At 32.2% G+C, this 23,881-nt stretch carries 26 protein-coding genes and 1 tRNA gene; 9 read left to right on the top strand and 18 right to left on the bottom strand.

Annotated features, from left to right (window positions below; translation table 11 throughout):
- The first annotated feature begins 19 nt into the window (after nucleotides 1-19).
- The gene (locus tag ACJ6WR_RS09825; RefSeq protein WP_039113401.1) at nucleotides 20-478 is read left to right on the top strand and encodes an OsmC family protein; all 459 of its coding nucleotides are present in this window, start codon (nucleotides 20-22) and stop codon (nucleotides 476-478) included.
- A 135-nt stretch (nucleotides 479-613) separates the two neighbouring features.
- Here ACJ6WR_RS09825 and pyk read toward each other — a convergent pair whose 3' ends face one another.
- From pyk to ACJ6WR_RS09800, 5 genes are all read right to left on the bottom strand, one after another.
- Nucleotides 614-2,044 carry a pyruvate kinase gene (gene pyk / locus ACJ6WR_RS09820; RefSeq protein WP_039113404.1) on the bottom strand — a complete coding sequence of 477 codons (1,431 nt, stop codon included), beginning with the start codon at nucleotides 2,042-2,044 and terminating at the stop codon, nucleotides 614-616.
- Between the two features lie 5 nt (nucleotides 2,045-2,049).
- Nucleotides 2,050-2,538 (bottom strand): IPExxxVDY family protein, encoded by a 489-nt coding sequence (locus ACJ6WR_RS09815; protein ID WP_035620033.1) that lies wholly within the window; start codon nucleotides 2,536-2,538, stop codon nucleotides 2,050-2,052.
- A gap of 114 nt (nucleotides 2,539-2,652) precedes the next feature.
- A complete protein-coding gene (locus ACJ6WR_RS09810) occupies nucleotides 2,653-3,393 on the bottom strand; it encodes a ribonuclease III family protein (RefSeq protein ID WP_039113406.1) in 741 nt (246 codons plus the stop codon).
- Between the two features lie 7 nt (nucleotides 3,394-3,400).
- A complete protein-coding gene (gene fabF / locus ACJ6WR_RS09805) occupies nucleotides 3,401-4,654 on the bottom strand; it encodes a beta-ketoacyl-ACP synthase II (RefSeq protein ID WP_039113407.1) in 1,254 nt (417 codons plus the stop codon).
- A gap of 248 nt (nucleotides 4,655-4,902) precedes the next feature.
- Nucleotides 4,903-5,139: an acyl carrier protein gene (locus tag ACJ6WR_RS09800; RefSeq protein ID WP_007137004.1), complete on the bottom strand. Its 237-nt coding sequence runs from the start codon at nucleotides 5,137-5,139 to the stop codon at nucleotides 4,903-4,905.
- 175 nt (nucleotides 5,140-5,314) lie between these two features.
- Between ACJ6WR_RS09800 and purN the strand changes: the two genes are divergently transcribed.
- Both purN and rnhA read left to right on the top strand, forming a co-directional pair.
- On the top strand, nucleotides 5,315-5,878 hold the full coding sequence (purN, locus tag ACJ6WR_RS09795; protein ID WP_409417704.1) for a phosphoribosylglycinamide formyltransferase: 564 nt from the start codon (nucleotides 5,315-5,317) through the stop codon (nucleotides 5,876-5,878).
- Between the two features lie 209 nt (nucleotides 5,879-6,087).
- Nucleotides 6,088-6,570 carry a ribonuclease HI gene (gene rnhA, locus ACJ6WR_RS09790; RefSeq protein WP_035620021.1) on the top strand — a complete coding sequence of 161 codons (483 nt, stop codon included), beginning with the start codon at nucleotides 6,088-6,090 and terminating at the stop codon, nucleotides 6,568-6,570.
- Between the two features lie 58 nt (nucleotides 6,571-6,628).
- Here rnhA and ACJ6WR_RS09785 read toward each other — a convergent pair whose 3' ends face one another.
- Nucleotides 6,629-6,976, bottom strand: coding sequence for a DUF6249 domain-containing protein (locus tag ACJ6WR_RS09785; protein ID WP_409417703.1), 348 nt, complete (start codon nucleotides 6,974-6,976; stop codon nucleotides 6,629-6,631).
- Nucleotides 6,977-7,104: 128 nt separating this feature from the next.
- Here ACJ6WR_RS09785 and ACJ6WR_RS09780 point away from each other — a divergent pair, with 128 nt between their 5' ends.
- From ACJ6WR_RS09780 to ACJ6WR_RS09765, 4 genes are all read left to right on the top strand, one after another.
- Nucleotides 7,105-7,692, top strand: a complete 588-nt coding sequence (locus tag ACJ6WR_RS09780) for an RNA polymerase sigma factor (protein ID WP_086896222.1) — start codon at nucleotides 7,105-7,107, stop codon at nucleotides 7,690-7,692.
- Complete coding sequence (locus ACJ6WR_RS09775) at nucleotides 7,676-8,077, top strand: hypothetical protein (RefSeq protein WP_039113412.1); 402 nt, start codon at nucleotides 7,676-7,678, stop codon at nucleotides 8,075-8,077. The genes ACJ6WR_RS09780 and ACJ6WR_RS09775 overlap by 17 nt, the downstream gene beginning before the upstream one ends.
- A gap of 202 nt (nucleotides 8,078-8,279) precedes the next feature.
- Nucleotides 8,280-9,203 carry a PfkB family carbohydrate kinase gene (locus ACJ6WR_RS09770; protein ID WP_039113413.1) on the top strand — a complete coding sequence of 308 codons (924 nt, stop codon included), beginning with the start codon at nucleotides 8,280-8,282 and terminating at the stop codon, nucleotides 9,201-9,203.
- 90 nt (nucleotides 9,204-9,293) lie between these two features.
- Nucleotides 9,294-11,192 carry an amidophosphoribosyltransferase gene (locus tag ACJ6WR_RS09765; RefSeq protein ID WP_409417702.1) on the top strand — a complete coding sequence of 633 codons (1,899 nt, stop codon included), beginning with the start codon at nucleotides 9,294-9,296 and terminating at the stop codon, nucleotides 11,190-11,192.
- Between the two features lie 509 nt (nucleotides 11,193-11,701).
- Here ACJ6WR_RS09765 and ACJ6WR_RS09760 read toward each other — a convergent pair.
- The 4 genes from ACJ6WR_RS09760 to ACJ6WR_RS09745 all read right to left on the bottom strand — a co-directional run bounded on the left by ACJ6WR_RS09760 (nucleotide 11,702) and on the right by ACJ6WR_RS09745 (nucleotide 15,194).
- Nucleotides 11,702-12,310, bottom strand: coding sequence for a superoxide dismutase (locus ACJ6WR_RS09760; RefSeq protein WP_039113419.1), 609 nt, complete (start codon nucleotides 12,308-12,310; stop codon nucleotides 11,702-11,704).
- 140 nt (nucleotides 12,311-12,450) lie between these two features.
- Complete coding sequence (gene pth / locus ACJ6WR_RS09755) at nucleotides 12,451-13,077, bottom strand: aminoacyl-tRNA hydrolase (protein ID WP_039117465.1); 627 nt, start codon at nucleotides 13,075-13,077, stop codon at nucleotides 12,451-12,453.
- 439 nt (nucleotides 13,078-13,516) lie between these two features.
- Entirely contained in the window at nucleotides 13,517-14,128 is a 612-nt protein-coding gene (locus ACJ6WR_RS09750; RefSeq protein WP_039113422.1) for a 50S ribosomal protein L25/general stress protein Ctc, read from the bottom strand.
- A 124-nt stretch (nucleotides 14,129-14,252) separates the two neighbouring features.
- On the bottom strand, nucleotides 14,253-15,194 hold the full coding sequence (locus ACJ6WR_RS09745) for a ribose-phosphate pyrophosphokinase (protein WP_039116638.1): 942 nt from the start codon (nucleotides 15,192-15,194) through the stop codon (nucleotides 14,253-14,255).
- Nucleotides 15,195-15,420: 226 nt separating this feature from the next.
- Between ACJ6WR_RS09745 and ACJ6WR_RS09740 the strand changes: the two genes are divergently transcribed.
- Nucleotides 15,421-15,500 (top strand) — tRNA-Leu (locus tag ACJ6WR_RS09740).
- 203 nt (nucleotides 15,501-15,703) lie between these two features.
- Nucleotides 15,704-16,132, top strand: coding sequence for an SRPBCC family protein (locus ACJ6WR_RS09735; protein WP_409417701.1), 429 nt, complete (start codon nucleotides 15,704-15,706; stop codon nucleotides 16,130-16,132).
- Nucleotides 16,133-16,143: 11 nt separating this feature from the next.
- On the opposite strand, the gene ACJ6WR_RS09730 is transcribed toward ACJ6WR_RS09735, so the two are convergent.
- The 8 genes from ACJ6WR_RS09730 to ACJ6WR_RS09695 form a co-directional block, all read right to left on the bottom strand.
- Nucleotides 16,144-16,632: a hypothetical protein gene (locus tag ACJ6WR_RS09730; protein WP_409417700.1), complete on the bottom strand. Its 489-nt coding sequence runs from the start codon at nucleotides 16,630-16,632 to the stop codon at nucleotides 16,144-16,146.
- Between the two features lie 368 nt (nucleotides 16,633-17,000).
- Nucleotides 17,001-17,519: a ferritin gene (locus ACJ6WR_RS09725; protein ID WP_409417699.1), complete on the bottom strand. Its 519-nt coding sequence runs from the start codon at nucleotides 17,517-17,519 to the stop codon at nucleotides 17,001-17,003.
- A gap of 235 nt (nucleotides 17,520-17,754) precedes the next feature.
- On the bottom strand, nucleotides 17,755-18,891 hold the full coding sequence (locus tag ACJ6WR_RS09720; RefSeq protein WP_039116602.1) for an OmpA family protein: 1,137 nt from the start codon (nucleotides 18,889-18,891) through the stop codon (nucleotides 17,755-17,757).
- Nucleotides 18,892-19,057: 166 nt separating this feature from the next.
- Nucleotides 19,058-19,687 carry a CatA-like O-acetyltransferase gene (locus ACJ6WR_RS09715; RefSeq protein ID WP_409417698.1) on the bottom strand — a complete coding sequence of 210 codons (630 nt, stop codon included), beginning with the start codon at nucleotides 19,685-19,687 and terminating at the stop codon, nucleotides 19,058-19,060.
- Nucleotides 19,687-20,394 (bottom strand): HAD family hydrolase, encoded by a 708-nt coding sequence (locus ACJ6WR_RS09710; protein WP_039116599.1) that lies wholly within the window; start codon nucleotides 20,392-20,394, stop codon nucleotides 19,687-19,689. Before ACJ6WR_RS09710 ends, ACJ6WR_RS09715 begins: the two co-directional genes overlap by 1 nt.
- Nucleotides 20,395-20,737: 343 nt before the next feature.
- Complete coding sequence (locus ACJ6WR_RS09705) at nucleotides 20,738-21,625, bottom strand: DMT family transporter (RefSeq protein ID WP_409417697.1); 888 nt, start codon at nucleotides 21,623-21,625, stop codon at nucleotides 20,738-20,740.
- A 195-nt stretch (nucleotides 21,626-21,820) separates the two neighbouring features.
- Nucleotides 21,821-23,257 (bottom strand): hypothetical protein, encoded by a 1,437-nt coding sequence (locus ACJ6WR_RS09700; protein ID WP_409417696.1) that lies wholly within the window; start codon nucleotides 23,255-23,257, stop codon nucleotides 21,821-21,823.
- Between the two features lie 138 nt (nucleotides 23,258-23,395).
- Nucleotides 23,396-23,671 (bottom strand): hypothetical protein, encoded by a 276-nt coding sequence (locus ACJ6WR_RS09695; protein ID WP_409417695.1) that lies wholly within the window; start codon nucleotides 23,669-23,671, stop codon nucleotides 23,396-23,398.
- Nucleotides 23,672-23,881: the final 210 nt, after the last annotated feature.

Here is a 23,881-nt window from a genome sequence, read left to right as displayed (position 1 = left end):
TTTTAACTAATAAAAAAGTATGGGATTTAAACATTTATTTAAAGCAGAAGCCAAATGGTCATCAAATAAAAATGAGAAAGGTTTCGTTTCTAAAAATCATGAGATAATAATTGAAGGAAAGCCTGTTTTGAGTGTTTCTGCGGCAAAAGCTTTTAAAGGAGATGCAGAGTTATATAATCCTGAAGACATGTTGTTAAGTAGTCTGGTTTCGTGCCACATGATGTCATATCTTTATGTATGCGGTCAAAACGGAATTGAAGTTTTGAGTTATTCTGATAATGCTGAAGCAACTCTTGAAGTAGAATTTGATGGAAGCGGACGCTTTACTGAAGTTCGATTAAATCCAAAAGTTACTATCGCTAATCCTGATAAAATTCAATTAGCATTAGAACTGCACAAAAAAGCAAATCAGTTATGCTTTATAGCTAATTCTTGTAATTTCCCAATCTTGCATAATGCTAGTTGTGAAGTGGGATAATAAAAAAGAAAACTTAGTGATTCTTTGTGTTTTTTTCTTTGGAAAACTTTGGGAAATAATATCTAGGGGATATAAAATAAAAATCCGTCAAGTAGAAACTACAAGACGGATTTAATATTTTGAAAAGAAATAAGATTACTCTACTTCAGTAACTCTCATGGTGTTTACCATTCCTTTATCTTTAATAGGCATTGCTGCTAGGTTGATTAAGTAATCTCCTTTTACAACATATCCTTTATCTTTTACGATTTGATTTACATCAGTTACAGTATCATCAGTACTTACATCTTTGTCATAGTAGAATGATTTAACTCCCCATAAAAGACTTAATTGAGTTAAGATTCTTTTGTTAGAAGTAAATACTAAAATGTGAGCAGATGGTCTCCAAGCCGAAATTTGGAAAGCAGTATAACCACTATTTGTTAATGTGCAAATTGCTTTAGCTTTAATAACGTTAGCCATAAGTGCAGCTTGCTGACAAATTGTTTTAGTAATAAAACGTTTTGTTTTTATTTGTGGTGTGTTTTGTGGAACATGAATTAGCGGAGAGTCTTCAACAGCTTCGATAATTTGTGTCATTTTTTGGATAACCTGAACAGGATAGTTTCCTGCAGCAGTTTCTCCAGATAGCATTACAGCATCAGCACCATCCATAACAGAGTTTGCAACGTCGTTTACTTCCGCACGAGTTGGAGTTAAACTAGTAATCATAGTTTCCATCATTTGTGTTGCCACAATTACAGGAATACGAGCAGTTTTTGCTCTGCGGATTAATTCTTTTTGAACCAATGGTACTTCGTGAGCAGGAAGTTCAACTCCTAAATCTCCACGAGCAACCATTAAAGCGTCGCAATAAGCAACGATTTTATCCATATTCTCTAATGCCTCTGGCATTTCGATTTTAGCTACAATCGGAATTTTATAATCAGAATGTTTATCAATTAACTCTTGTAAGTCTTGTAAGTCACGTGGTGTTTTTACAAAAGAAAGAGCTAACCAGTCTACTTTTTGCTCAATAGCAAAAATTGCATCAGCAATATCTTTTTCTGTCAATGCAGGTAAAGATATTTTAGTATTAGGAAGGTTTACACCTTTTTTAGATTTTAATTCACCACCTTGAATAACTACAGCGGTAACTTCTGTTTTTTTATCAGTTGTAAGGATCTCAAAGATAAGTTTTCCATCATCTAATAAAATACGCTCTCCAGGATTTACATCATTTGGAAAGTTTTGGTACTTCATGAAAACTTTTTTTGCAGTACCTATAATATCTTCAGCAGTAGTAAAAGTGATTACATCACCATCGTTTACTACAACTCCTTCTTCCATTACTCCTACACGAAGTTTAGGTCCTTGTAAATCTCCGAGTATTGCCGTGGTATAACCAAACTCTTCGTTAAGTCCTCTAATAATGTTGATTTTCTCTTTTACTCCTTCGTAATCTGCATGCGAAAAATTAACTCTAAACACATTAACACCTGCTTCGATCATGTCCTTGATGATCTCTCTAGTTCCACATGCAGGCCCAAGTGTGGCTACAATTTTGGTTTTTTTGTTTGTAAGCATTTCTATTAAAAAATTAAATTGTTTTTTGATTTTATTTTATTTGTATCAACTATATAAACCGTTGAGATGGTATCAATGGTATTTAATATTTGTTGTATTTTTAATATATCGAAAGCTTCCTCACTCTTTTCAATTTTTAAAAAATAATCAACTTTTTTAAACTCAGGTAGTAGATATACTTTTGTGGCGACCTCCATCGAAGTATCTGAAAATAAATCCTGACTGTCATTTGGTGTATTCTGAATGACTTCATTCTTATTTTGAATTAAATCCCAATAAAGTTCTTTTTCTTCATCGTAATAATCAAATCGTGAAAAATGAGTCTCACCTTCTTTCACATTAATTTGGATTTCATTTTTACTTTTACTCAAAAGAACCGGGAAGTTTTGATTGATAAAATAAGCCAGTCGATAATCTTCCATAGAAGTATGTATGGCAATCAAATTATAATCAATTTCATCAAATTCGCCTAATTCTAATTTATGAATAGCCATTTCCTGAAAAAATAAGTTGTAAATATACTATTTCTATTGCTGGTTCAATAGTTAAGATTGGTATGTTTTTGTTAATTTATAAACGAAAACGATGTAGTTTTAAGAAAACTAGTTTTATTTCTTGTCCATTTTTTCTTGAAATGCAAAATACGCACGTTGTGATGCTTTTTCTTCTGCTTTCTTTTTGGAAGTTGCTCGCGCTCTTGCGACTACTTTATCGTCAATACTTAATTTAACGCCAAATAAACGTTCTCCACCAATGCCATTATCCTCAAAAATATCATAATGGAATATCTTTTTTTCTTTCTGACACCATTCAATAACTAAGCTTTTATAGCTTATAACTTTTCCCTCAAGTCGGGTAATATCTACGTACGGACCGATTACGCTGCTTTGGATAAATTTTTCACAAAAAGAATACCCTCTGTCAAGATAAATGGCTCCAATAAGCGATTCGAAAATGTTACCATGAATGTTTTCTCCAAAGTGTTGTAAAGGCACTTTGCTTTCTATAAAACGAGCCAGATTAAGATCTTTTCCAAGTTCGTTCAAATGTTCTCTACTTACGATTTTAGAACGCATCTTGGTAAGGTAGCCTTCGTCTCCAGCAGGAGCTTTATTAAAGAGATGTGCTGCAATTACAGCACTTAGCATTGCATCTCCAAGAAATTCTAAACGTTCGTAGTTAATAGGATTTCCGTTTTCGTCCAGTCGATTAGAAGAGCGATGAGTAAAGGCTTTCTTATAAAATTGAAGCGAAATAGGTGGAAATCCAAGGATTTTTTGAATAGAATCAAAAAAAATCCCGTCTTCTTGAGAACGGGATTTTGAAAATATTTTTTTGAAAATACTCATAAGAAAATTAGTCAACTAATTTTTTAAATAAAACACAAGCATTGTGACCTCCAAAACCAAAAGTGTTACTCATAGCAACATTTACTTCTCTTTTTTGAGGTTTGTTTAGTGTTAAATTTAATGAAGGATCTATTTTTTCATCAGCAACCGTATGATTGATTGTTGGAGGAACAATACCGTGTTGCATAGCAAGTATAGAAGCAATAGCTTCGATAGCACCAGCAGCACCAAGTAAGTGTCCAGTCATAGATTTTGTAGAGTTGATATTGATGTTTTTGGCATGATCACCAAAAACAGCACTAATCGCTTTTAATTCAGCAACATCTCCAAGTGGAGTAGATGTACCGTGCGTATTAATATGATCAACATCTTCAGGTTTCATACCAGCATCACGTAATGTGTTTTTCATTACAGCAATAACACCAAGTCCTTCCGGATGAGGTGCTGTTAAGTGGTACGCATCAGATGACATTCCGCCACCGCCAATTTCGCAATATATTTTTGCTCCACGTGCTTTAGCGTGTTCGTAATCTTCAAGTACTAATGCACCAGCTCCTTCACCTAAAACAAAACCATCACGAGTAGCATCAAAAGGTCTTGAAGCAGTCTCAGGACTATCATTTCTGGTTGATAAAGCATGCATAGAGTTAAAACCTCCCATTCCTGCAATTGTAATAGCAGCTTCAGATCCACCAGAGATGATGATATCACACATTCCTAAACGAATGTAGTTAAAAGCATCAATAAGTGCATTGGCAGAAGAAGCACAAGCAGAAACAGTTGTATAATTTGGTCCCATATAACCATTTCTCATAGAAATGTGTGCAGGGGCAATATCAGCAATCATTTTAGGAATAAAAAACGGATTGAATTTTGGTGTTCCGTCTCCTTTAGCGTAGTAAATAACTTCTTCTTGAAAAGTTTCTAAACCACCAATTCCAGCTCCCCAGATAACTCCAACTCTTTCTTTGTCGACGTTGTCATCAGTAAGACCAGCATCTTTTATAGCTTCGTCACTTGCGGCAACAGCATATTGAGCAAATTTATCTAGTCTACGAGATTCTTTACGATCCATAAAATCTTCGATGTTGAAGTTTTTTACTTCACAAGCAAATTTCGTTTTATGTTTCTCTGTATCGTAATACGTTATTGGGGCAGCACCGCTTACTCCATTAATAAGCGCGTTCCAATAATCCTGGATGTTATTCCCAATAGGGGTAAGTGCGCCTAATCCTGTTACAACAACTCGCCTTAATACCATAAATAATGTGTTTTATTAGCTTTAAACAAATAAAACCCACGCTTTCTTGATTGTATTATATTACAAAAGAGCCATGGGTATTACAATATAAATATATTTTTTTGATTGAAAATCAACCCAAAATTTAAATTTTTATAAAAAATAATAACACCCGATTTCTAAAAATTCCAATTTTTTGAAATTTCAAATTCCAATCTTGGAATTTGATTTTTGATTTTTGTAATTTTTAAGAGTCGGGTGGGAATTTATTATTTTTTAGCTTCTTCGATATAAGAAATAGCTTGACCTACAGTAGCAATGTTTTCTGCTTGATCGTCTGGAATTTGGATATCAAATTCTTTTTCGAATTCCATAATAAGCTCAACAGTGTCTAATGAGTCAGCTCCTAAATCATTAGTGAAGCTTGCTTCTGTTACAACTTCGTTTTCGTCAACACCTAATTTGTCTACGATAATCGCTTTTACTCTTGATGCAATGTCTGACATAATCTTTAATTTTAGAATTTAATTTGTTGGCAAAAATAAAAAACTTTATTTTAAAACCACGATTTAGTTAATAAATGTAACACTAATTTATAAAATTAATTTCAACAAAGGGGTTCGAATGTTATTTATTTTGGTTTTTTATTCCGTTTTTTGCAAAAAATAAATCAATTCGAGTATGAAAAAAATTATTGTTTTTGCTTCAGGTTCAGGGAGTAACGCCGAAAACATAATAAAATATTTCGCTGAAACACAAATTGCAAATGTGGTTTCTGTGTTTACCAATAACGCTAATGCGAAAGTAATTGAAAGAGCCAAAAACTACCAAGTTGAGGCCCAAATTTTCACCAAAACCGAATTAATTGACGGTAATGTACTACAAAAAGTAAAATTAATTGATCCAGATTTGATTGTTTTGGCTGGATTCTTACTTCAATTCCCAAAAAACATTATCGAGGCATATCCTAATAAAATAATTAACATTCATCCTGCATTATTACCTAATTATGGAGGGAAAGGAATGTATGGAATGCACATTCACAGAGCAATAGTCGAAAATAAGGAAAAAGAGACAGGAATAAGCATTCATTATGTAAATGAGAATTATGATGAAGGAGCGATTATCTTTCAGGAAAAAGTAGCTTTGACTGATACAGATACAGCAGAAGATGTGGCTGCTAAAATCCATGAATTAGAGCAAAAACACTTTCCAGAAGTTATTTATAGATTGTTAAATATTTAGATTTGCTTAGATTTTTAGACTTGCTTAGACTTCTTAGATTGTTGAGTTGTCGATTTTATTCTGGGTTTTAAAAGGAATAAAAGAATGAAATTGTTTATGTTTCGCTTGAGATAAAACGAACAAGTCTAAGAGCGAAGCGACTCTAAAAATCTAAGAAGTCTAAAAGCGAAGCAAGTCTAAAAATCTAATATCTAAGAAGTCTAAAAAAAATGAATCAACACGAAGTACATATATATACAGATGGCGCGGCTAAGGGGAATCCTGGTAATGGGGGATATGGAGTAGTTATGGAATTGGTTGGAACACCACATAAAAAGGAATATTATGAAGGATTCCGTCTTACTACAAATAACAGGATGGAACTTTTGGCAGTAATAGTAGGTTTAGAAAAGCTTAAAAAACCAAATATGAAAGTTCTTGTTATTTCAGATTCAAAATATGTGGTTGATTCTGTTTTAAAAAAATGGGTTTTTGGTTGGGAAAAGAAAAAATTTGTTGGAAGAAAAAATCCTGACTTATGGAAACGTTTTTTGGTTATTTATAGAAAACACCAAGTTGATTTTAAATGGATAAAAGGGCATAATAATCATCCTCAAAATGAGCGTTGCGATGAATTGGCAGTTATGGCTTCCATGCAAAAGCAACTTTCTATAGATGCTTATTATGAAAATATAGGATCAAAAGAAGCATAAAAAAAACGTGTCAGGGAAACATTTTCCTGACACGTTTTTTTTAAGTAATTGTATTGTTTTATTCTCTGTCTAAATCTTTAGATTTATTGAAACCTACAAGTAATCCAATTCCTGCCATGGTAAAAATTGTAGATGGATAAACTGCACCATCTTGCAAAGAAGTGTACGTTGTAATTAGCAAGGCAATGAAAATTCCAATTCCGCTTCCTATTAATAAAAAGGCAAAATTTAAAATAAGGACTTTCCATATTGGTGTACTATTGTTTTTTCCTTTCATGAAAATACTGGCATCGACACCTTTTTCTATGAGAGCTAATCGTTCTCTGTTTCTGGTTGAATAAATAAGATAGACAATTCCGAATATCATTAAGAAAAGGCTAATTGGCACTAAAATTTGTGGTCCCATAATTTTTATAATTTAATTGATTGATATTCCATATGACGAGATAAGTTTAACTGAGGTTACAGATTTTGTCAAAAAAAATATTTTAACTTAGTTGTAACCTTAATGAGTTTGTTGTCGTCATATGGAATATGGATAAAGTAAATGATCAGTATTATATCAATCAGGTTCTTTTAGGAGAAACTAATATGTTTGCAGTATTAGTTGATCGTTATAAAGACATGATCTTTACTATGGCTATAAAGATGGTAAAAAATAGAGAAATAGCCGAGGAAGTTTCTCAGGATACCTTTATTAAGATTTTTAATTCCTTGAATAAGTTTAAGGGGGATTCTAAGTTTTCGACCTGGATTTATAAAATAGCTTATAACACATGTTTAGATTATTTGAAAAAGAATAAGAAAGACGAAAACCACGTTGTTATTGATGAACTTAAAGGATATTTGATTAAAACTACTGATAATGCTTTAAGTATTTTGGAAAATCAAGAACGGAAGCAAGATATCCAGAATTGTTTAAATTTGTTACCAAGTGAAGAAAGTTTTCTATTGACACTTTTCTATTTTGACGATCAGAATTTAAATGAAATAGCTAAAATCATGGATATTAGTGTCAGTAATGTCAAAGTGAAGTTATTCCGGAGTAGAAAAAAATTAGCAGTTATTTTAAAAGAGCAATTAGAACCTGAAATATTAGATTATTATGAAAGAGAGCGATGAATATTACGAAAATTTAGTAGACAAAGTTATGGCAGAAAGTGCTTTGCAAAAGCCTTCAGCTGATTTTACTTCAAAGATCATGTCTCAAATTTTAATTGCAGAGAAAAGTAAAGCCATTGTGTATAAACCACTAATTTCAAAATCTGTTTGGTTTGTGATTCTGGTATGCTTAATTGCTTTTGTCGGGTATGTGATTTTTGGTGGGAACGAAACGAAACAAAATGATTTGGTTGTAAGTGATTTGCTTTATTCTAAAATTGATAATATGACTCCTTTGTTTCAGTTTTCAAAAAACACATCTTATGCAGTTTTAATTGTAGCTTTAATGGCCTTGATTCAGATACCAGTATTGAAGAATTATTACGATAAAAGATATAGATTCTAAATCGCGTTTTTTAAGTTTTTCTGATTTATTTATTCTTATAAATGTAAGAAATAATCCAGTATTTGTAAGGTGTAAGTGTTTGGTTTTTAGTGTATTTGGTTGATTTATTGGGTTTCGTTTTTTATGAAAATTTTGATACAATCAATCGTTGCAACTCTGAAACTTATAAAGTATCTTTGCACCTTAATTCGAAATTCATAAAATGAATAAATTACTGATTGTCGGAACAGTTGCTTTCGATGCTATTGAAACCCCTTTTGGGAAAACAGATAAAATATTAGGTGGTGCAGCGACATATATTGGTTTGTCGGCATCGTTTTTCAACCTACAATCGGCTATTGTTTCTGTAGTTGGAGATGATTTTCCTCAAGAACATTTAGATTTATTAACTTCAAGAAATATTGATATTTCTGGACTTGAAATCGTAAAAGGTGGGAAAACTTTCTTTTGGAGCGGACTTTACCATAACGATTTGAACTCAAGAGATACATTAGCAACAGAGCTTAATGTATTGGCAGATTTTCAGCCTAAAGTTCCGCAAAGCTTCAAAGATGCTGATGTTGTAATGTTAGGTAATTTACATCCTCTTGTACAAAGCAGTGTTTTAGATCAAATGGAATCAAAACCAAAATTAGTAGTTTTGGATACGATGAACTTTTGGATGGATTGCGCTTTACCAGAATTACTAGACGTTATAAAACGTGTTGATGTAATTACAATTAATGATGAAGAAGCAAGACAACTTTCTGGTGAATATTCATTAGTTAAAGCGGCGGCAAAGATTCATACTCTTGGACCAAAATATGTGGTAATCAAGAAAGGAGAACACGGAGCATTATTATTTCATGATAAAGAAGTGTTTTTTGCACCAGCATTACCTTTAGAAGATGTTTTCGATCCAACTGGAGCTGGAGATACTTTTGCAGGAGGTTTTGCAGGGTTTATTGCACAGAGTGAAAATGTTTCATTTAAGAACATGAAAAATGCAGTAATTTATGGATCAAATTTAGCTTCATTTTGTGTAGAGAAATTTGGGACAGAAAGAATGGTTGCCTTAGATAAAAACGAAGTAGTTGCGAGATTAAAACAATTTAAGTCGCTAACTCAGTTTGACATAGAACTATAAAGAATTAAAGCCTCGTTCACGGGGCTTTTTTGATTTTGTTATTACAAAGAATAGTACAAACTACAACAACAACACACAAACACAAATACAATGAGCGACGCTTTAAAACACGAATGTGGTATAGCTTTGGTTAGACTTCTTAAACCGCTTGAATATTACAAAGAAAAATACGGAACAGCTTTTTATGGGGTACAAAAAATGTACCTTATGATGGAGAAACAGCATAACCGTGGACAAGATGGTGCTGGTTTTTCAAGCATCAAATTAGATGTTGAACCAGGACAACGATACATAAGTAGAGTTCGTTCTAATCACGCACAACCAATACAAGATGTTTTTAAACAAATAAATGAGCGTATTAATGAAGAGATGACTTTGCATCCTGAATACGCAAATGATGTTGCAAAACAAAAAGAAAATATTCCATATATAGGAGAGTTATTTTTAGGACACGTTCGTTACGGAACTTTTGGTAAAAATAGTATCGAAAGTGTACATCCATTTTTACGTCAGAGTAACTGGATGCATCGTAATCTTATTTTGGCGGGTAACTTTAACATGACAAATGTTAAAGAACTTTTCGAAAATTTAGTAGAGCTTGGACAACATCCTAAAGAAATGGCGGATACAGTTACAGTGATGGAGAAAATTGGTCACTTTCTTGATAAAGAAGTAATGTCTTTATATCAGGATTGTAAACAAGAAGGATATTCTAAAAGAGAAGCTTCTCCAGTAATTGCAGACCGATTGGATATTGGAAAAATATTAATGCGTTCAGCTAAAAATTTAGATGGAGGATATGCAATGGCTGGTTTATTAGGTCATGGTGATGCTTTTGTTTTTAGAGATCCAGCTGGAATTCGTCCTGCTTATTTTTACCAAGATGATGAAGTAGTAGTTGTAGCTTCAGAAAGACCAGTTATTCAAACAGTTTTTAATGTTCCTTTTGAAAGCGTTCAGGAAATTGAACCAGGAAATGCATTAATCATTAAGAAAAGTGGTAAAGTTTCTATGGAAGAAATTTTAACACCAACAGTTAAAAAAGCATGTTCGTTTGAAAGAATCTACTTTTCAAGAGGTAGCGATGCTGAAATATATCAAGAACGTAAAAACTTAGGTAGATTAATTTTGCCTGCAGTTTTAAATGCAATTGATAGTGATACAGATAATACTGTTTTCTCTTATATCCCGAATACAGCTGAAACCTCTTTTTATGGTTTGGTTGAAGCAGCGCAGGATTTCTTAAATCAGAGAAAAAACAATTATATAATAGCTAATAGAAATACGCTTACTGCCGAAACGTTGCAAGAATTACTTGCTGTAAAAATACGTACAGAAAAAGTGGCTATTAAAGATGCTAAATTAAGAACCTTTATTACAGAAGATAGTAGCCGTGATGATCTTGTGGCTCACGTATATGATGTAACATATGGTGTAATAAAACCAACGGATAATTTAGTGATTATCGATGATAGTATTGTTCGTGGAACTACGCTTAAAATGAGTATCATAAAAATGATGGATCGTTTAAATCCTAAACGAATTGTTATAGTATCATCGGCTCCACAAATTCGTTTCCCTGATTGTTATGGAATCGACATGGCAAAACTAGAAGGATTGGTAGCTTTTAGAGCAGCATTAGAATTATTAAAAGAGCGTAATCTATATCATATTGTAGATGAAGTATATACTAAATGTAAAGCACAAGAAAATTATTTGGATAGTGATGTTGTAAATTATGTTACAGCAATTTACGATCCATTTGAACCACAAGAGGTTTCAGATAAAATTGCTGAAATGCTAAGTTCACCAGAAATAAAAGCCGAAGTAAAAATTATTTTCCAAACCGTAGAGGATTTGCATATTGCTTGTCCTAAAAATCTAGGAGACTGGTATTTTACAGGAGATTATCCTACTCCGGGAGGAAATAGAGTGGTAAACCGCGCTTTCATGAATTTTTACGAAGGAAAAGACGCCAGAGCGTATTAAAAAGCATAACAAAAGGTTAAAAAGTGCATTTCATCGGTTTTTTTTGCCGTTTATCTTGATTGTTTGGTAAAAATGCACTGCTAACATACTTTTGAAAGACCATAACATTAGTAGGTTAAGTTTATGGTAGATTTGGGGCAAAAAGGGTGGAAGCAATTCCACCTTTTTTATTGGAATCAAGTCAAGGAGAAGGACTTAAAAAAGTCTTCTAATGATGAAATAAGTCTAATCATCGATTTTATTTGTAGTTCAACAGGAATATTTGGTATAGCTACAATGTCGACATACATTTGAAGAACCATAACATTAGTAGGTTAAGTTTATGGTAGATTTGGGGCAAAAAAGGTGGAAGAGATTCCACCTTTTTTATTTTATATTAAGTAGAGAAAAGAATAAAGAACATAGAAAAAAGATTGCAGACAAAGAGAATTTAAAAAATTAAACATAAAAAAAGACGGACAACATTTAAGTCATCCGTCTTTTTTCTTTACTCTTTGCTCTATTTTCGACTATTTATCTAAAGCAAATCTTCTAGCAACTTCAGTCCAGTTAATTACACTGAAAAAAGCTTCGATATAATCAGGTCTTCTGTTTTGGTAATTTAAATAGTAAGCATGCTCCCAAACATCCATTCCTAAAATTGGAGTTCCTTCGCAACCTACTTCTGGCATTAATGGATTGTCTTGGTTTGGTGTTCCACAAACGTCTAACTTTCCTCCTTTAAGCACACATAACCAAGCCCATCCAGAACCGAATTGTGTTGCACCAGCTTTAGCAAACTTAGCTTTAAACTCTTCAAAAGTTCCAAAAGAAGCTTCGATAGCTGCTAATAAATCTCCTGTAGGTAATCCGCCTCCGTTTGGTGACATTACTGTCCAGAATAAATTGTGATTGTAGTATCCACCACCGTTGTTACGAACTGCAGCGTTTTTTTTATCTAAATTGATTAGGATGTTCTCGATTGTTTTTCCTTCTAAATCTGTTCCTGCAATTGCTGCATTAAGATTTGTTGTGTAAGCATTGTGATGTTTTGTATGGTGGATTTCCATTGTACGAGCATCAATATGTGGTTCTAATGCGTCATACGCATAAGGTAATTGTGGTAATTCGAAAGCCATAATATTATTGTTTTACGATTTATAATTAAATTTAATCCAAATTTATACATTTAAGTTTGGAATAGAAAATACTATTTGACTATAATCAAATTAAATTAATTGATAATCTGATTTTTTGGCACTTATGTTTTCGGGGTTTCTTACTTCCCGTTATAAGTTGTCATTGTATTTTCGAGTCCAGCAGTTCCGAAGGATTTGATTATTTCAGATGCTATTTCAAGACGTTCAGGTAGTTTTGCTTTTTCGGTTTCATCCCATTCACCTAATACATAATCTACTTGTTGACCTTTTTTAAACTCGTCGCTTATCCCAAATCTAAAACGGGTATATTGTTGCGTGTTTAAAACCAGGTTAATATTCTTGAGTCCGTTATGACCACCATCACTTCCTTTTGGTTTAATGCGAATTGTTCCGAATGAAAGGTTAAGGTCATCGGTAATTACCATAATATTTTCTAACGGAATATTTTCTTTATCCATCCAATACTTTACAGCTTTCCCGCTTAGGTTCATGTAAGTATTTGGTTTTAAAAGCAAAAATGTTCTTCCTTTAAATTTATATTCGGCAAGTGAACCTAGTTTTACTGTTTCGAAAGAGATGCTTTCTTTTCGTGCTAAAAAGTCGACTATTTTAAAGCCTATATTATGTCTTGTATTTACGTATTCTGCGCCAATGTTGCCTAATCCTACGATTAAAAATTTCTTCATATAATCTGATTTCTCTTCTGTTTTTGTTGATGAAAACAGGTTTGTTATCCATTTTATCATTTTACAAAAGTAAGCTTAATTAGATAATGGGGCAATTGGATAATTAGAAAATATGATAATTAGATAGCTTCCTTTTTTGTGGGTTTGTAGCACAAAGAGTGCTAAAGGGAAGGGGTGCAGATTTAAACGAATGATTTTAACCACAAAGTGTGTTAAAATTAACGCAGAGGTCGCAAGAGGAAAAAGGGAATGTAGATTTTGGTGTTTTTAGTCAGAACCTCAGGATCTTCGCGTTTTTTTAACATTTGAAAAATCAAGCGTAATTGTTAGCCCTGATAGTAGCGGCATCCTTTTATTTTCTTTTAAAATAAAAGATATAGCGAATAGCAGGAGGTCTAGGTTGTTTGAAATCGAGAAATTTCTGCTCCTGAAAAATAAAAAGCAAAAAAAAACACCAGTTTTGCAACTGATGTTTTTTTTGTAATAGTTTGAAAAAAAATTATTTTTTCTTTCCTTTTGCTGGAGCTTTTGCAGCTTTTGCAGCTTCTTGAGCAGCTTTCATAGCAGCACGAGAAATTCTTACTTGACAAACAACTGTGTTGTCTGGGTGCATAATTTTGTATTCTGGTGCACCAACTTTAGTAACGTATAATTTGTTACCCATTTCAAGTGGAGTAATGTCTGCTTCAACAAAATCCGGAAGGTTTTTAGGTAATGCTTTTACTTTAAGTTTACGAGTGTTTAAACGTAAAACACCTCCACCAAGAACACCTTTAGATGTACCAACAACTTTTACTGGAACTTCCATAGTGATTTCTTTGTCATCAAATAATTGAAAGAAGTCAATGTGTAAGATTTTGTCAGATACTGGGTGAACTTGAATGTCTTGTAAAATTGCATTGAATGATTTTCCTTTTCCAAGCTCAATCACAACTGTGTGTGCGTTTGGAGTGTAAACCAAGTTTTTAAATGCCATAACTTCTGCTGAGAAATGAACTGCCTGATTTCCTCCGTATAATACGCAAGGAACCAATCCAGCATTACGTAAGGCTTTAGTTGACACTTTACCCACGCTTTCTCTTTCTGATCCTTTAATTGTAATCGATTTCATTGTAAAAAAAATATAGTTATTAATAAATATTCAAATTGTTATAAGCTTTAGGCGCCAGGCTTTAAGCTTTTTTTTTGTAATCGTGAAACAGCTTACGGCTTAAAGCCTAAAGCATATTGCATTTTTACATTATAAATTTTCCACTAATGGAATTGTTGTGGTGCACCATGTGCATAACTTCGGCAAAAAGAGGTGCACAACTCAACACTCTTATTTTCTTTGATTCCTTTTTTAGCGGGATTGAATCTGTTACGATTAACTCGCTTAATTTAGAATTCTCTATTTTCTCATAGGCATCCCCAGAAAGAATAGCATGTGTACAAATAGCTCTAACGCTCAATGCTCCTTTTTCGATCATTAAATCGGCTGCTTTTGCTAATGTACCACCGGTATCGATCATGTCGTCTACCAATATTACGTTTCTGCCTTTTACTTCACCAATTAATTCCATGGTGTCGATAATATTGGCAACTTTTCTTTGTTTGTAACAAATCACTACATCTGATTCTAAAAATTTAGAATAAGCATAAGCTCTTTTTGAACCTCCCATATCTGGAGAAGCGATTGTTAAATTTTCCAAACCTAAACTTTCTACGTATGGTAAAAAGATTGTTGAAGCAAAAAGATGATCTACTGGTTTTTCGAAGAATCCTTGAATTTGATCTGCATGCAAATCCATCGTCATAATTCTTGTTGCTCCTGCAGCATCTAATAGATTGGCTACTAATTTAGCTCCAATCGGTACTCTTGGTTTGTCTTTTCTATCTTGTCTAGCCCAACCAAAATATGGTATTACAGCTGTAATATGTCTGGCTGATGCACGTTTTGCTGCATCAATCATAAGTAACAATTCCATCAAATTATCTGCAGTTGGAAATGTCGAACAAACAATAAATACACGTAACCCTCTGATAGACTCTTCATATGATGGCTGAAATTCACCATCGCTATAAGTTGACATTGTAACCTTACCTAACGGTATCCCGTATTGTTTTGCAATTTTTTCGGCAAGATAAACACTTTTTGAACACGCAAAAATTTTAGCTTCTGGTTCTAGGTGCGACATTATAATTTGTTGTTTTGTAGTTAGTTGTGTGTGCGTCGTTTTAACGAGGTGCAAATTTATAAAATTTATTGAACACTGAAAGGAAAATTTTAAGTATTTTGTTAGAAAATGTAAAATATTTTTATAAATTTGCACCGTGTTAAAGGAACAAGAGTTTATTATAACGATAAAAACTGTTCTATTGCGTTAAAATAATTGATTTATTAATTATTTTTTCGTCTGCTAAGCCCGGATGGCGGAATTGGTAGACGCGCTGGTCTCAAACACCTGTGGGAAACCGTGCCGGTTCGACTCCGGCTCCGGGTACAAAAACCTCTTCGAAAGAAGAGGTTTTTTTGGTCTTAGACAGTTTTTGTTAAAACTAATTTCATCTTTTTCGAGTTTTTTAAAGTCCATATTGTAGATTTAATTTGCCCTGTTTAAATACAATTTTATTTTAAATAAGTTCTTTGTCAGAGATATACAAAACTTTTTAACTTTGTATTTGCATAATATAACTAGTTATTAAAATGGAAAAAATCGAGCACATTAATTATATCAAATCACCCATTGAGGATGTTTATAAAGCATTAACAACACAAGCTGGTCTTGGTGCTGTCTGGACAGAAGAATTAATTGTTAAGCCAGAATTGGGTTTTATCAATGAGTTTGATTTTGGAGATAACGATAACACAAAAATGAAGGTGTTAGAATTGGTTCAAAACCAAAGAATACTATGGGAATGTGTAGCGTCAGATCCGGAGTGGGTCGGGACAAAGATTTCATTTGACATAACTGAAAAAAATGGAGTAACATCGGTTGTTCTTAAACATTTTGATTGGCGCGAACTGACCGAATTTTACCAATGGTGTAATTATAATTGGGCGATGTTTTTGTTAAGTCTAAAAAGTTATTGCGAAGATGGTGAAGGAACTCCTTATCAGAAAAGGAAGTTTTAGAATTTATATTATTACCGATTTTTATTTTCAGCAGTTTTAATGTCTTTATATATAGCTAATATTTCTGGATAACTCCAATAGAAAGAGGTATTGATAGAGTATCTGGCGTTGTCTTCATCGATGAATTCTAAATAATAGACATACGGTCTTCTGTTTGCTTGTTCTTTCAAACTAATATCGATATTCTTAATCACGAGTGTTTTCTCCCAAGTTGTATTATATCTTAAGCCTTTAAGGATTATGCTTTTGTTGTTTATTTGAATTTCATTTATAAAAATAATTGCTCTTTTATATGCTTTTATGAAGCTATACAATGCTAGAAAAAAGAATAAACATGAAATTAATAATGGTATAAGAATAGGGTAATATACTTTGTTATAATTAAACATTTCAGATCCGAAGATGCGGATAAATATTCCGGAAACAATTAATAAACCTAGACTTATTAGTGTGATAAAAAAATCTAGTCGTTCTATAAAATGTATATGTTTGTTTCTCATGAGGAATATTGAGTTAATTGTATCGGCTAATAATTATCTGGGGAAACGAAATTTGTTATAAAAAAAATGCCCTCGATTAAGAGAGCATTTTATATATCTATAAAATAGTGTTAAGCAACTTTTTTGATTAAATCAAACATCGGGCAACGACTACAACGCTTGTTTTCGCTTTTTTTGTATTTTTCGCAACAACTCGACTTGCAATTTTCAGCACGTTTAATTTTATCAAGGATATCTTTTTTCTTCTTTTTCTTTTTATCCTTTTTTTTGTCCTTGTCTTTAACCTTATCTTTCTTGCCCAATTTTCCTGTGAATTAAAAAACTGATGCAAATATAAGTTATTTTTATATATTCTAAATAAACTTTAACTATTTTGGATTAATTGTGATAGAACTTGTAACAGTTAGTTGCTTGATGTCACGGTCGAATAAGTATAAACCACCTTTATCATCGCCAATTAAGTTAATTTTATCTAAGATAGATTTTGCAGTAGCTTCTTCTTCAATTTGTTCAGAAACGTACCATTGTAAGAAGTTATGAGTAGCATAATCTTTCTCAGAGAAAGTAATATGCACTAATTCGTTGATAGATTCCGAAACAAATAATTCATGTTTGTATAATTCTTCAAACATTTCTTTAAAAGTAGCGTAACTAGTCTTAGGAGCTTTAAGATCTGTAATTGTTGTTGCTCCTCCACGCTCGTTAACATAACGAACTAGTTTTAGCATATGTGCACGCTCTTCGTCAGATTGTGTATACATGAATTCAGCAATTCCTTCCAGTCCGTGAGCTTCTGCCCAACAAGCCATAGATAAGTAAGTTTGAGAAGATTCTGCTTCTATGCGAATTTGCTTGTTTAGCGCTGTTTCTATATTTTTTGATAACATAATCGTGAGTTTTTTGTAAAGTTAAAAAAAATTAAGCAATCCAAGGAAACCTTAATCTTTATTAGAAACAATTCAGATTCAGACTAAATACAACATCGTTTCGTTATTGCTCATAATGAGTCTTATAGAACTATAGTAAGATAGAGAGTGGATCATGATTAAATAAAATTCTTGTGGCATAAAAAAAGCCCTAAAAGATTTGTCTTTTAGGGCTTGAGAGTTTATTAAAAAGAATTTATTTTACTTGGAAAGTAACTCTTCTTGCCAATCTTCTAGCTTCTTCTGAGTTTTTCTCAATAGATGTATCAGCACCTTTACCAACTACATTTAATCTTGAAGATGAAATACCAGCTTTTTCGAAAATAGTTTTTACGTTATTAGCTCTTAAGTTTGATAATTTATCGTTATAATCTGATTTACCAACTTGATCAGCATAACCAATAATATCAAGAGTAGTTGATGGGTTTTTTCTTAAATAAGTTAAAACAACATCAATAGCTGCAGTAGAATTCTCTATTGGAGTCGATTTGTTAAAATCAAAATAAACACTGTAGTATTTATCGTTGATCATTTCTTTAACAAGATCTTTTTCAGGTGCTATTGGAGCAATTACTGCTTTTTCTACAATTACTTGTTTCTCAGGAATTTTATTTACTTGAGTTTGAAGATCAGCTAATTTGCTTTCTAATGCAGAAACATCAGCATCTTGAGCAAGTACAACCCAGTCAGCATGTTTCTCGTTTTTACCTAAGTAAATGTTTAAACCTACTGTACCAGTAAAAAGAAGTCCTGAAAAACCTCTCATACTTCTGTTTTTTGTACCATCAAATGTAGCATCTTGCTCAGCCATAAGAAAAGTAGTGAAATCACCTGTTAAAGCAACTCTGTTAGATAATTTAATCTGACCAGTAATACCAGCCATAAAATTACCTACCCAGTCTTGATCAGTTAATTTGTCGTTTTCAAATCGACCTACGCCAGCACCTACGTGTCCTAATAAACCAATTGTATTAGTCCATGATTCAAAATTCATGATCCTACCTAAGTTTGCAACACCTTGTAAACCGAATCTGTAATATTTAGAACTAAAGTCTAGAGAGTGTTTACCATCTTCAAAACTGTTATATCCCAAATCAGCTTTTAAACCAAATTTGTTATTAAACATGTATCGAGCTCCTAAATCAACTGTAAACGGACTTATTGTAGAAGTTGAATAACCTGAAGTAAATGGACGTTGTGGTTTGTTAAAACCACCATCAAATTCTATAGACCATTTATTGTAATTATTTTCAGTTGTTTTTTCTGTTTTTGTCTGTGCATGTAAGTTCGATGCACCTATTGCAAAAGCCAGAATGATTGTAATTTTTTTCATTTTAATTTGGAATTTTAAATTTGTCCAAACAAACAAAATTATCAGAAAATTCCGTAGCCCAAAGAAGGTATAAAAGTAATAAGATAAGACAAAAACGAGAATCTGTAATTAAATAAAAAAGTCATCTATATAGCTGACTTTTAGATGTTATGGTGATTTTATTCGATTATGTGTTCATTGATTCTTGAAAATAATCTATAAACAGTCCTACATGTAAGGCATCCATTAAGCCATGATGTACATGAATAGACATAGAAATAGTTCTTTTTCCGGTTTCAGAAATCATCATTTTTCCAAAGGAAACTTTTGGGCAACTATCTGGAAAAGTATAACTTCTGGCATGAGATAGAGAAGTGAAATTGATCCAGGGAATAGCCGAAAAATGAATGAGATTATCCTCACTAAATGTTCGGGTAAAAAGCCCCGTTGTATTTTGTATACGCTCGATTTCAGTTAAGGCAATTTGCTCAAAGATTTTAAAATCAGGATTATACTCAATTAAAGAAAATCCAAAAGTACCATCTTCACGACCAATTGTGGCTGAACCATTAATGCTATCGTGTATATAAACCTGATCTTCAACAATACGATACTTAAAAGGTTCAATAGTATTTATAGCAACTAATGTTTTATGCAGATAATAAATAAAAAAAGAAGAATTTAATTTATTCGCATTCGTATAAGCAATCGTACAATCAATCTCGACTGTTACTCCAAAAAAGGGCTCATCCATTTGCTTGAAAAACAGAAAATGTTCTTTTCTGTTCCAAGTTTCCAGATCCAAAAGGGTTTTCATTATATTAATTTATTTACTACGTCGGTTATTTTTTCAAAAGCGAAGAAGTTTTCGTGTTCTACTTTATGACTAATCTTCTCGTGTTCCCAAGTTGTATGAAACGGAATATGTACGGCATATCCTCCAATTCCTAAAACAGGTAAAACATCTGATTTTAATGAATTTCCAATCATTAAGAATTCATCAGCTTTAATATCCAAACGCTTTAATAGTTTTTCATAATCAATTTCTTGCTTGTCCGACATTACTTCGATATGGTGAAAATAGTGACCCAAACCAGAACGATGTAATTTACTATGTTGATCTTTTAAGTCACCTTTTGTAGCAACAACAAGTTTGTACTTGCCATGAAGCGCTTTTAGAGTTTCTTCAACACCATCTAGCAAATCGATTGGTTTCTCGAGCAATTCTTTTCCGTACTCAATGATTTTTCCAATAACCTCGATAGAAATCGTATTATTCGAAATTTGTATCGCGGCTTCAATCATCGAAAGAATATATCCTTTAATTCCGTAACCATATAAAGATAAATTCTGAATTTCGGTTTTAAATAATTCCTGTGATAAACCTTGATGCGAAAGATAATCTTCCATCAACACACAAAATTTTTGTTCCGTTTCCTGAAAATAAGGTTCGTTTACAAATAAAGTATCATCGGCATCAAATGCGATTACTTTAAGTTTTGATATTTTGTCTTTATGTAACATTTAAAATTTTGTTTAAAGGTTGAAGTTTTCTTCGTTTAAATTCTTTTGCCACAGATTAAATGGATTAAAAAATAATCTGCTCAATCTGCCAAATCTGCGTGAAACTTTTCTGTTAAAAATTAAAAATCCGTTTTTATTCGTGTTTTCGCTTTAGCGAATCTGCGACATCCGCGTTCTATTTTTTTGCCACAGATTAAATGGATTTTAAAAAACTAAAAAATAATCTGCTCAATCTGCCAAATCTGCGAGAAACTTTATCGTTAAAAATTAAAAATCCGTTTTTTATTCGTGTTTTCGCTTTAGCGAATCTGTTTAATCCGCGTTCTACTTTCGCATCCCAATTCTAATTCTTAGAAAGCAGTTTCTTAATTGAAATAGTTTTATCGTAAAATGTAATCCGAATTCCGAATAACAAAATAATTCCACCGAAAATCATCTGTAAAGTTATTTTTTCTTCTAAGAATAACCAAGCCAATATCGAAGTTAGTACCGCCTGACTTAATAAACTTAGAGAAACTCTTGTAGCTCGCATATGTTGAGTAGCATAACTTATAGAAAGCCAAGCGCACAACTGACAAATTACAGCCTGAAGCACTAATACAAACCATCCGGTATTCGAGAATCCAGTAAAAGGTTCGTTTAAAGCATAACAAAGAATCCCCAAATAAAGACTTGAAGTCAATAAACTAATAGTCATAAACGATAAAACATCAACTTCTGTAAGGACATTTTTGCTCACCAAAAGATAAATCGAATATAAAATCCCTGATAAAACAGCTAACAGAAAAGCCTGATCAAAATTCAATTCCAGGAAAAAACTAAAACCAACTAAAGTAATCATTCCAAATAATGCTACAACAGTTCCAATCCAGAAATTAGTTGCAGGTCTTACTTTCAAAAAGAAAAAAGAACCAATCCCAACCCAAAGCGGGGACAAATTTGTTAGCAACGAAGCTTGTGTTGCACTTGAATCCTGAATGGCAATATTCCAAACAGCAACATCAGACGAGAATAATACGCCACAAAGTGCAGCTAAAAGCACGAATTTTGTTTTTGGAAGTTTAAAATTTTTTGTGAGAAGCACATAAGGTAAAAGCAATATTATAGCAAACGTCATGCGATAAAAAGCCGAAATTAATCCAGGTGCTAGTTTCAATTTAACCAATATAGGGAAAATAGATATGCAGAGTATTCCACAGATTAAGGCTAATTTTGGTTTTGTGATTTTCATTTTTAAAGTTTTTCAAGCTTAGTACAATATACTTAATTAAGCTTTTAAATTATGCCTTACGGGAAGTCTTTTTTTGGCAAAAATACAGCAAATTAAAATTATTTGCGATGTGTTTAAAAGTAAAAAACGCGTGAATCAATTAAGAAATTCACGCGGTTAGTATTCGAAATTAAAAAGTAAGAACAGAGATAGATTTTAGTCTACAAATTTTCTTATAATATATTCTTTAGTCTTATTATCATAATAGCCCAAATAATAAGAATCAGTTTTAAATAATGTTTGTGAGGATACATCATTATTGTCATCAAAAAAAGTTCGAATCTTATCAAATGCTAACGGTTGTAAATCTCCTTTTATGTGATTTCCTTCATTATCGAATAGACCTTCAACTTTAACTACTTTTTTGTTAGAATAGGAATTAAAGCTTTCCATTGTCGGGCTAAAAAACACAGCTCCAGCTATTGCACCAATAAGTCCAAATTGATTCATTACCGCTTGACCGCCAGATTGCTGTCCTGCAGAGACGCCTCCAAATGTTATCAAAGTGCTTTCTCCGATATGGTAACAAGAAATAGCAGTGTTTAAATTGTTTATTTTTCGTATAAATTGAGAGCTGTTATCCAGAGTTCTTTTTCCTCCAAAAGCTCCACCTTCCTGATAAATTTCAGAATTTTTAAAGTCGATCGGATTAGCTGCATTGGCGAAGTATTCTTTTATTATATTATCGTCTAAATCTTTTATTGTAAAATAAAACAATTCAGAAGAGGTTTTTACCTGATATAGTTTATTGTCAAAAAAGAATGAGTTAGAATTCAGAAAATAGCGCTCATTCACACCTATTGAATGTTTTTTCACCATTCTTTCAGTAGCAATAAAACGATCTAAATCAATACGAATAACTTGAGTATAGTCGATATTAGCATCAAGAGTTATTACGATTTGTTTATTATCAAAATAGCATTTTCTCTTTTTTGCAGCATCGGTTAAAGAAGTTGGATTTTTAACATTGATATTTTGCAATGTAAAAGGAATTTCAAAAGGAAGCAGGTTTTCTTCAAAAACGCCATATAAATCTGTTCTGGTATAACCATATCTAAAAAAACGAAAACCATCTAAATTGATTATTTGCTCTTTATGATTACCATCTTTGTCAAAAATATGAAGCTTGAAATTATTGCTTTTTTTGATAACGCTTAAAATATAGAAATTTTCATTTCCACTAAATTTTTGCAAAATCTTTTCATTTTTAAAAAGAAGGGTATATTGTTGCGTTATTATTTTTCGACTATTAAAGTCATACAATTGAGTAAAAATATCTTCATAATCGTTTGATGCCCAAAATAATCTTGTATTATCATTACTAATATTGTTACCAATCATATTAGAGTACATCTTAGTGTTTGGTCTTTCAGTAGAAATACTGTCTATAATTTGCATTTTTTCGTTAAGACGAATAGCTTTTACCTTTACTTTATCACTAACAAATAATGTAACTTCTTTTTTATCATCATTTATAGTCTGAAAAACATCACGGTTCTTTTTTAAATCAACAATTGTAGAGCTTACGATTTCTTGCGAGAAAGAAGCCAAACTATTTAAAAACAAATAGGTAAGGAGTAATTTTTTAAGCATTTTTAATTTATTGGAGGTTTGATTTTTGTCTGGCTAATATCTTGTTTTTCTCTTAAATATAATTAGGTAAGAAAAGTTTTTTTTAAGTAAAAAACGCGTGAATCAATTAAGAAATTCACGCGTTTTATTATTTTAATCTCAGACATTAACCATTTTATTACAAGCTTTTTCTATTTGTTTATCCGAAAAAGGCTCAAGTGATTTGGCGAGCATCCGACTAGTTTTTATGCAACCAATCATTTTAGTTCTGATATCGAGATTATTCCCAATTTCAGATTCTAGAATCATATCGAATATTTCAGTTAAATATTCGGGTTGCTTTCTAAATTCACCTTCAAGCCAAAGGGCCGAAAGGAAGTTTGCCACGGATGGCATTACATCATCATGTGATAGTTTTTGATTTTCTTTTGTCATAATCGAAAATATTAAACGCACGAAACCCTCGCTTTAGATGTGACAAAATACCCGTAAGGATAGATTTCCCATTGTTTCCACAGGGACATCATGGCGAGGGAATCGCTTATGTTAACTTTTAATAAAGTTTCAGGATTGCTCCTTAAGGTATTTTGTCAAGACAAACTTACAATTATAAATTCATAGAGCAGTAAAAAAATATAAGAATAT

This window comes from Flavobacterium sp. PS2 (assembly GCF_046250155.1).
Taxonomy (GTDB): domain Bacteria; phylum Bacteroidota; class Bacteroidia; order Flavobacteriales; family Flavobacteriaceae; genus Flavobacterium.
Note: the sequence above shows the minus strand (reverse complement) of the source record. Positions and strands in the feature narration are given on the sequence as shown.

Excerpts from the sequence above, each read along its gene's own strand:
- ACJ6WR_RS09825 (WP_039113401.1), top strand. The coding sequence starts at position 20 with ATGGGATTTAAACATTTATTTAAAGCAGAAGCCAAATGGTCATCAAAT.
- pyk (WP_039113404.1), bottom strand. The coding sequence starts at position 2,044 with ATGCTTACAAACAAAAAAACCAAAATTGTAGCCACACTTGGGCCTGCA.
- ACJ6WR_RS09815 (WP_035620033.1), bottom strand. The coding sequence starts at position 2,538 with ATGGCTATTCATAAATTAGAATTAGGCGAATTTGATGAAATTGATTAT.
- ACJ6WR_RS09810 (WP_039113406.1), bottom strand. The coding sequence starts at position 3,393 with ATGAGTATTTTCAAAAAAATATTTTCAAAATCCCGTTCTCAAGAAGAC.
- fabF (WP_039113407.1), bottom strand. The coding sequence starts at position 4,654 with ATGGTATTAAGGCGAGTTGTTGTAACAGGATTAGGCGCACTTACCCCT.
- ACJ6WR_RS09800 (WP_007137004.1), bottom strand. The coding sequence starts at position 5,139 with ATGTCAGACATTGCATCAAGAGTAAAAGCGATTATCGTAGACAAATTA.
- purN (WP_409417704.1), top strand. The coding sequence starts at position 5,315 with ATGAAAAAAATTATTGTTTTTGCTTCAGGTTCAGGGAGTAACGCCGAA.
- rnhA (WP_035620021.1), top strand. The coding sequence starts at position 6,088 with ATGAATCAACACGAAGTACATATATATACAGATGGCGCGGCTAAGGGG.
- ACJ6WR_RS09785 (WP_409417703.1), bottom strand. The coding sequence starts at position 6,976 with ATGGGACCACAAATTTTAGTGCCAATTAGCCTTTTCTTAATGATATTC.
- ACJ6WR_RS09780 (WP_086896222.1), top strand. The coding sequence starts at position 7,105 with ATGGATAAAGTAAATGATCAGTATTATATCAATCAGGTTCTTTTAGGA.
- ACJ6WR_RS09775 (WP_039113412.1), top strand. The coding sequence starts at position 7,676 with ATGAAAGAGAGCGATGAATATTACGAAAATTTAGTAGACAAAGTTATG.
- ACJ6WR_RS09770 (WP_039113413.1), top strand. The coding sequence starts at position 8,280 with ATGAATAAATTACTGATTGTCGGAACAGTTGCTTTCGATGCTATTGAA.
- ACJ6WR_RS09765 (WP_409417702.1), top strand. The coding sequence starts at position 9,294 with ATGAGCGACGCTTTAAAACACGAATGTGGTATAGCTTTGGTTAGACTT.
- ACJ6WR_RS09760 (WP_039113419.1), bottom strand. The coding sequence starts at position 12,310 with ATGGCTTTCGAATTACCACAATTACCTTATGCGTATGACGCATTAGAA.
- pth (WP_039117465.1), bottom strand. The coding sequence starts at position 13,077 with ATGATAAAATGGATAACAAACCTGTTTTCATCAACAAAAACAGAAGAG.
- ACJ6WR_RS09750 (WP_039113422.1), bottom strand. The coding sequence starts at position 14,128 with ATGAAATCGATTACAATTAAAGGATCAGAAAGAGAAAGCGTGGGTAAA.
- ACJ6WR_RS09745 (WP_039116638.1), bottom strand. The coding sequence starts at position 15,194 with ATGTCGCACCTAGAACCAGAAGCTAAAATTTTTGCGTGTTCAAAAAGT.
- ACJ6WR_RS09735 (WP_409417701.1), top strand. The coding sequence starts at position 15,704 with ATGGAAAAAATCGAGCACATTAATTATATCAAATCACCCATTGAGGAT.
- ACJ6WR_RS09730 (WP_409417700.1), bottom strand. The coding sequence starts at position 16,632 with ATGAGAAACAAACATATACATTTTATAGAACGACTAGATTTTTTTATC.
- ACJ6WR_RS09725 (WP_409417699.1), bottom strand. The coding sequence starts at position 17,519 with ATGTTATCAAAAAATATAGAAACAGCGCTAAACAAGCAAATTCGCATA.
- ACJ6WR_RS09720 (WP_039116602.1), bottom strand. The coding sequence starts at position 18,891 with ATGAAAAAAATTACAATCATTCTGGCTTTTGCAATAGGTGCATCGAAC.
- ACJ6WR_RS09715 (WP_409417698.1), bottom strand. The coding sequence starts at position 19,687 with ATGAAAACCCTTTTGGATCTGGAAACTTGGAACAGAAAAGAACATTTT.
- ACJ6WR_RS09710 (WP_039116599.1), bottom strand. The coding sequence starts at position 20,394 with ATGTTACATAAAGACAAAATATCAAAACTTAAAGTAATCGCATTTGAT.
- ACJ6WR_RS09705 (WP_409417697.1), bottom strand. The coding sequence starts at position 21,625 with ATGAAAATCACAAAACCAAAATTAGCCTTAATCTGTGGAATACTCTGC.
- ACJ6WR_RS09700 (WP_409417696.1), bottom strand. The coding sequence starts at position 23,257 with ATGCTTAAAAAATTACTCCTTACCTATTTGTTTTTAAATAGTTTGGCT.
- ACJ6WR_RS09695 (WP_409417695.1), bottom strand. The coding sequence starts at position 23,671 with ATGACAAAAGAAAATCAAAAACTATCACATGATGATGTAATGCCATCC.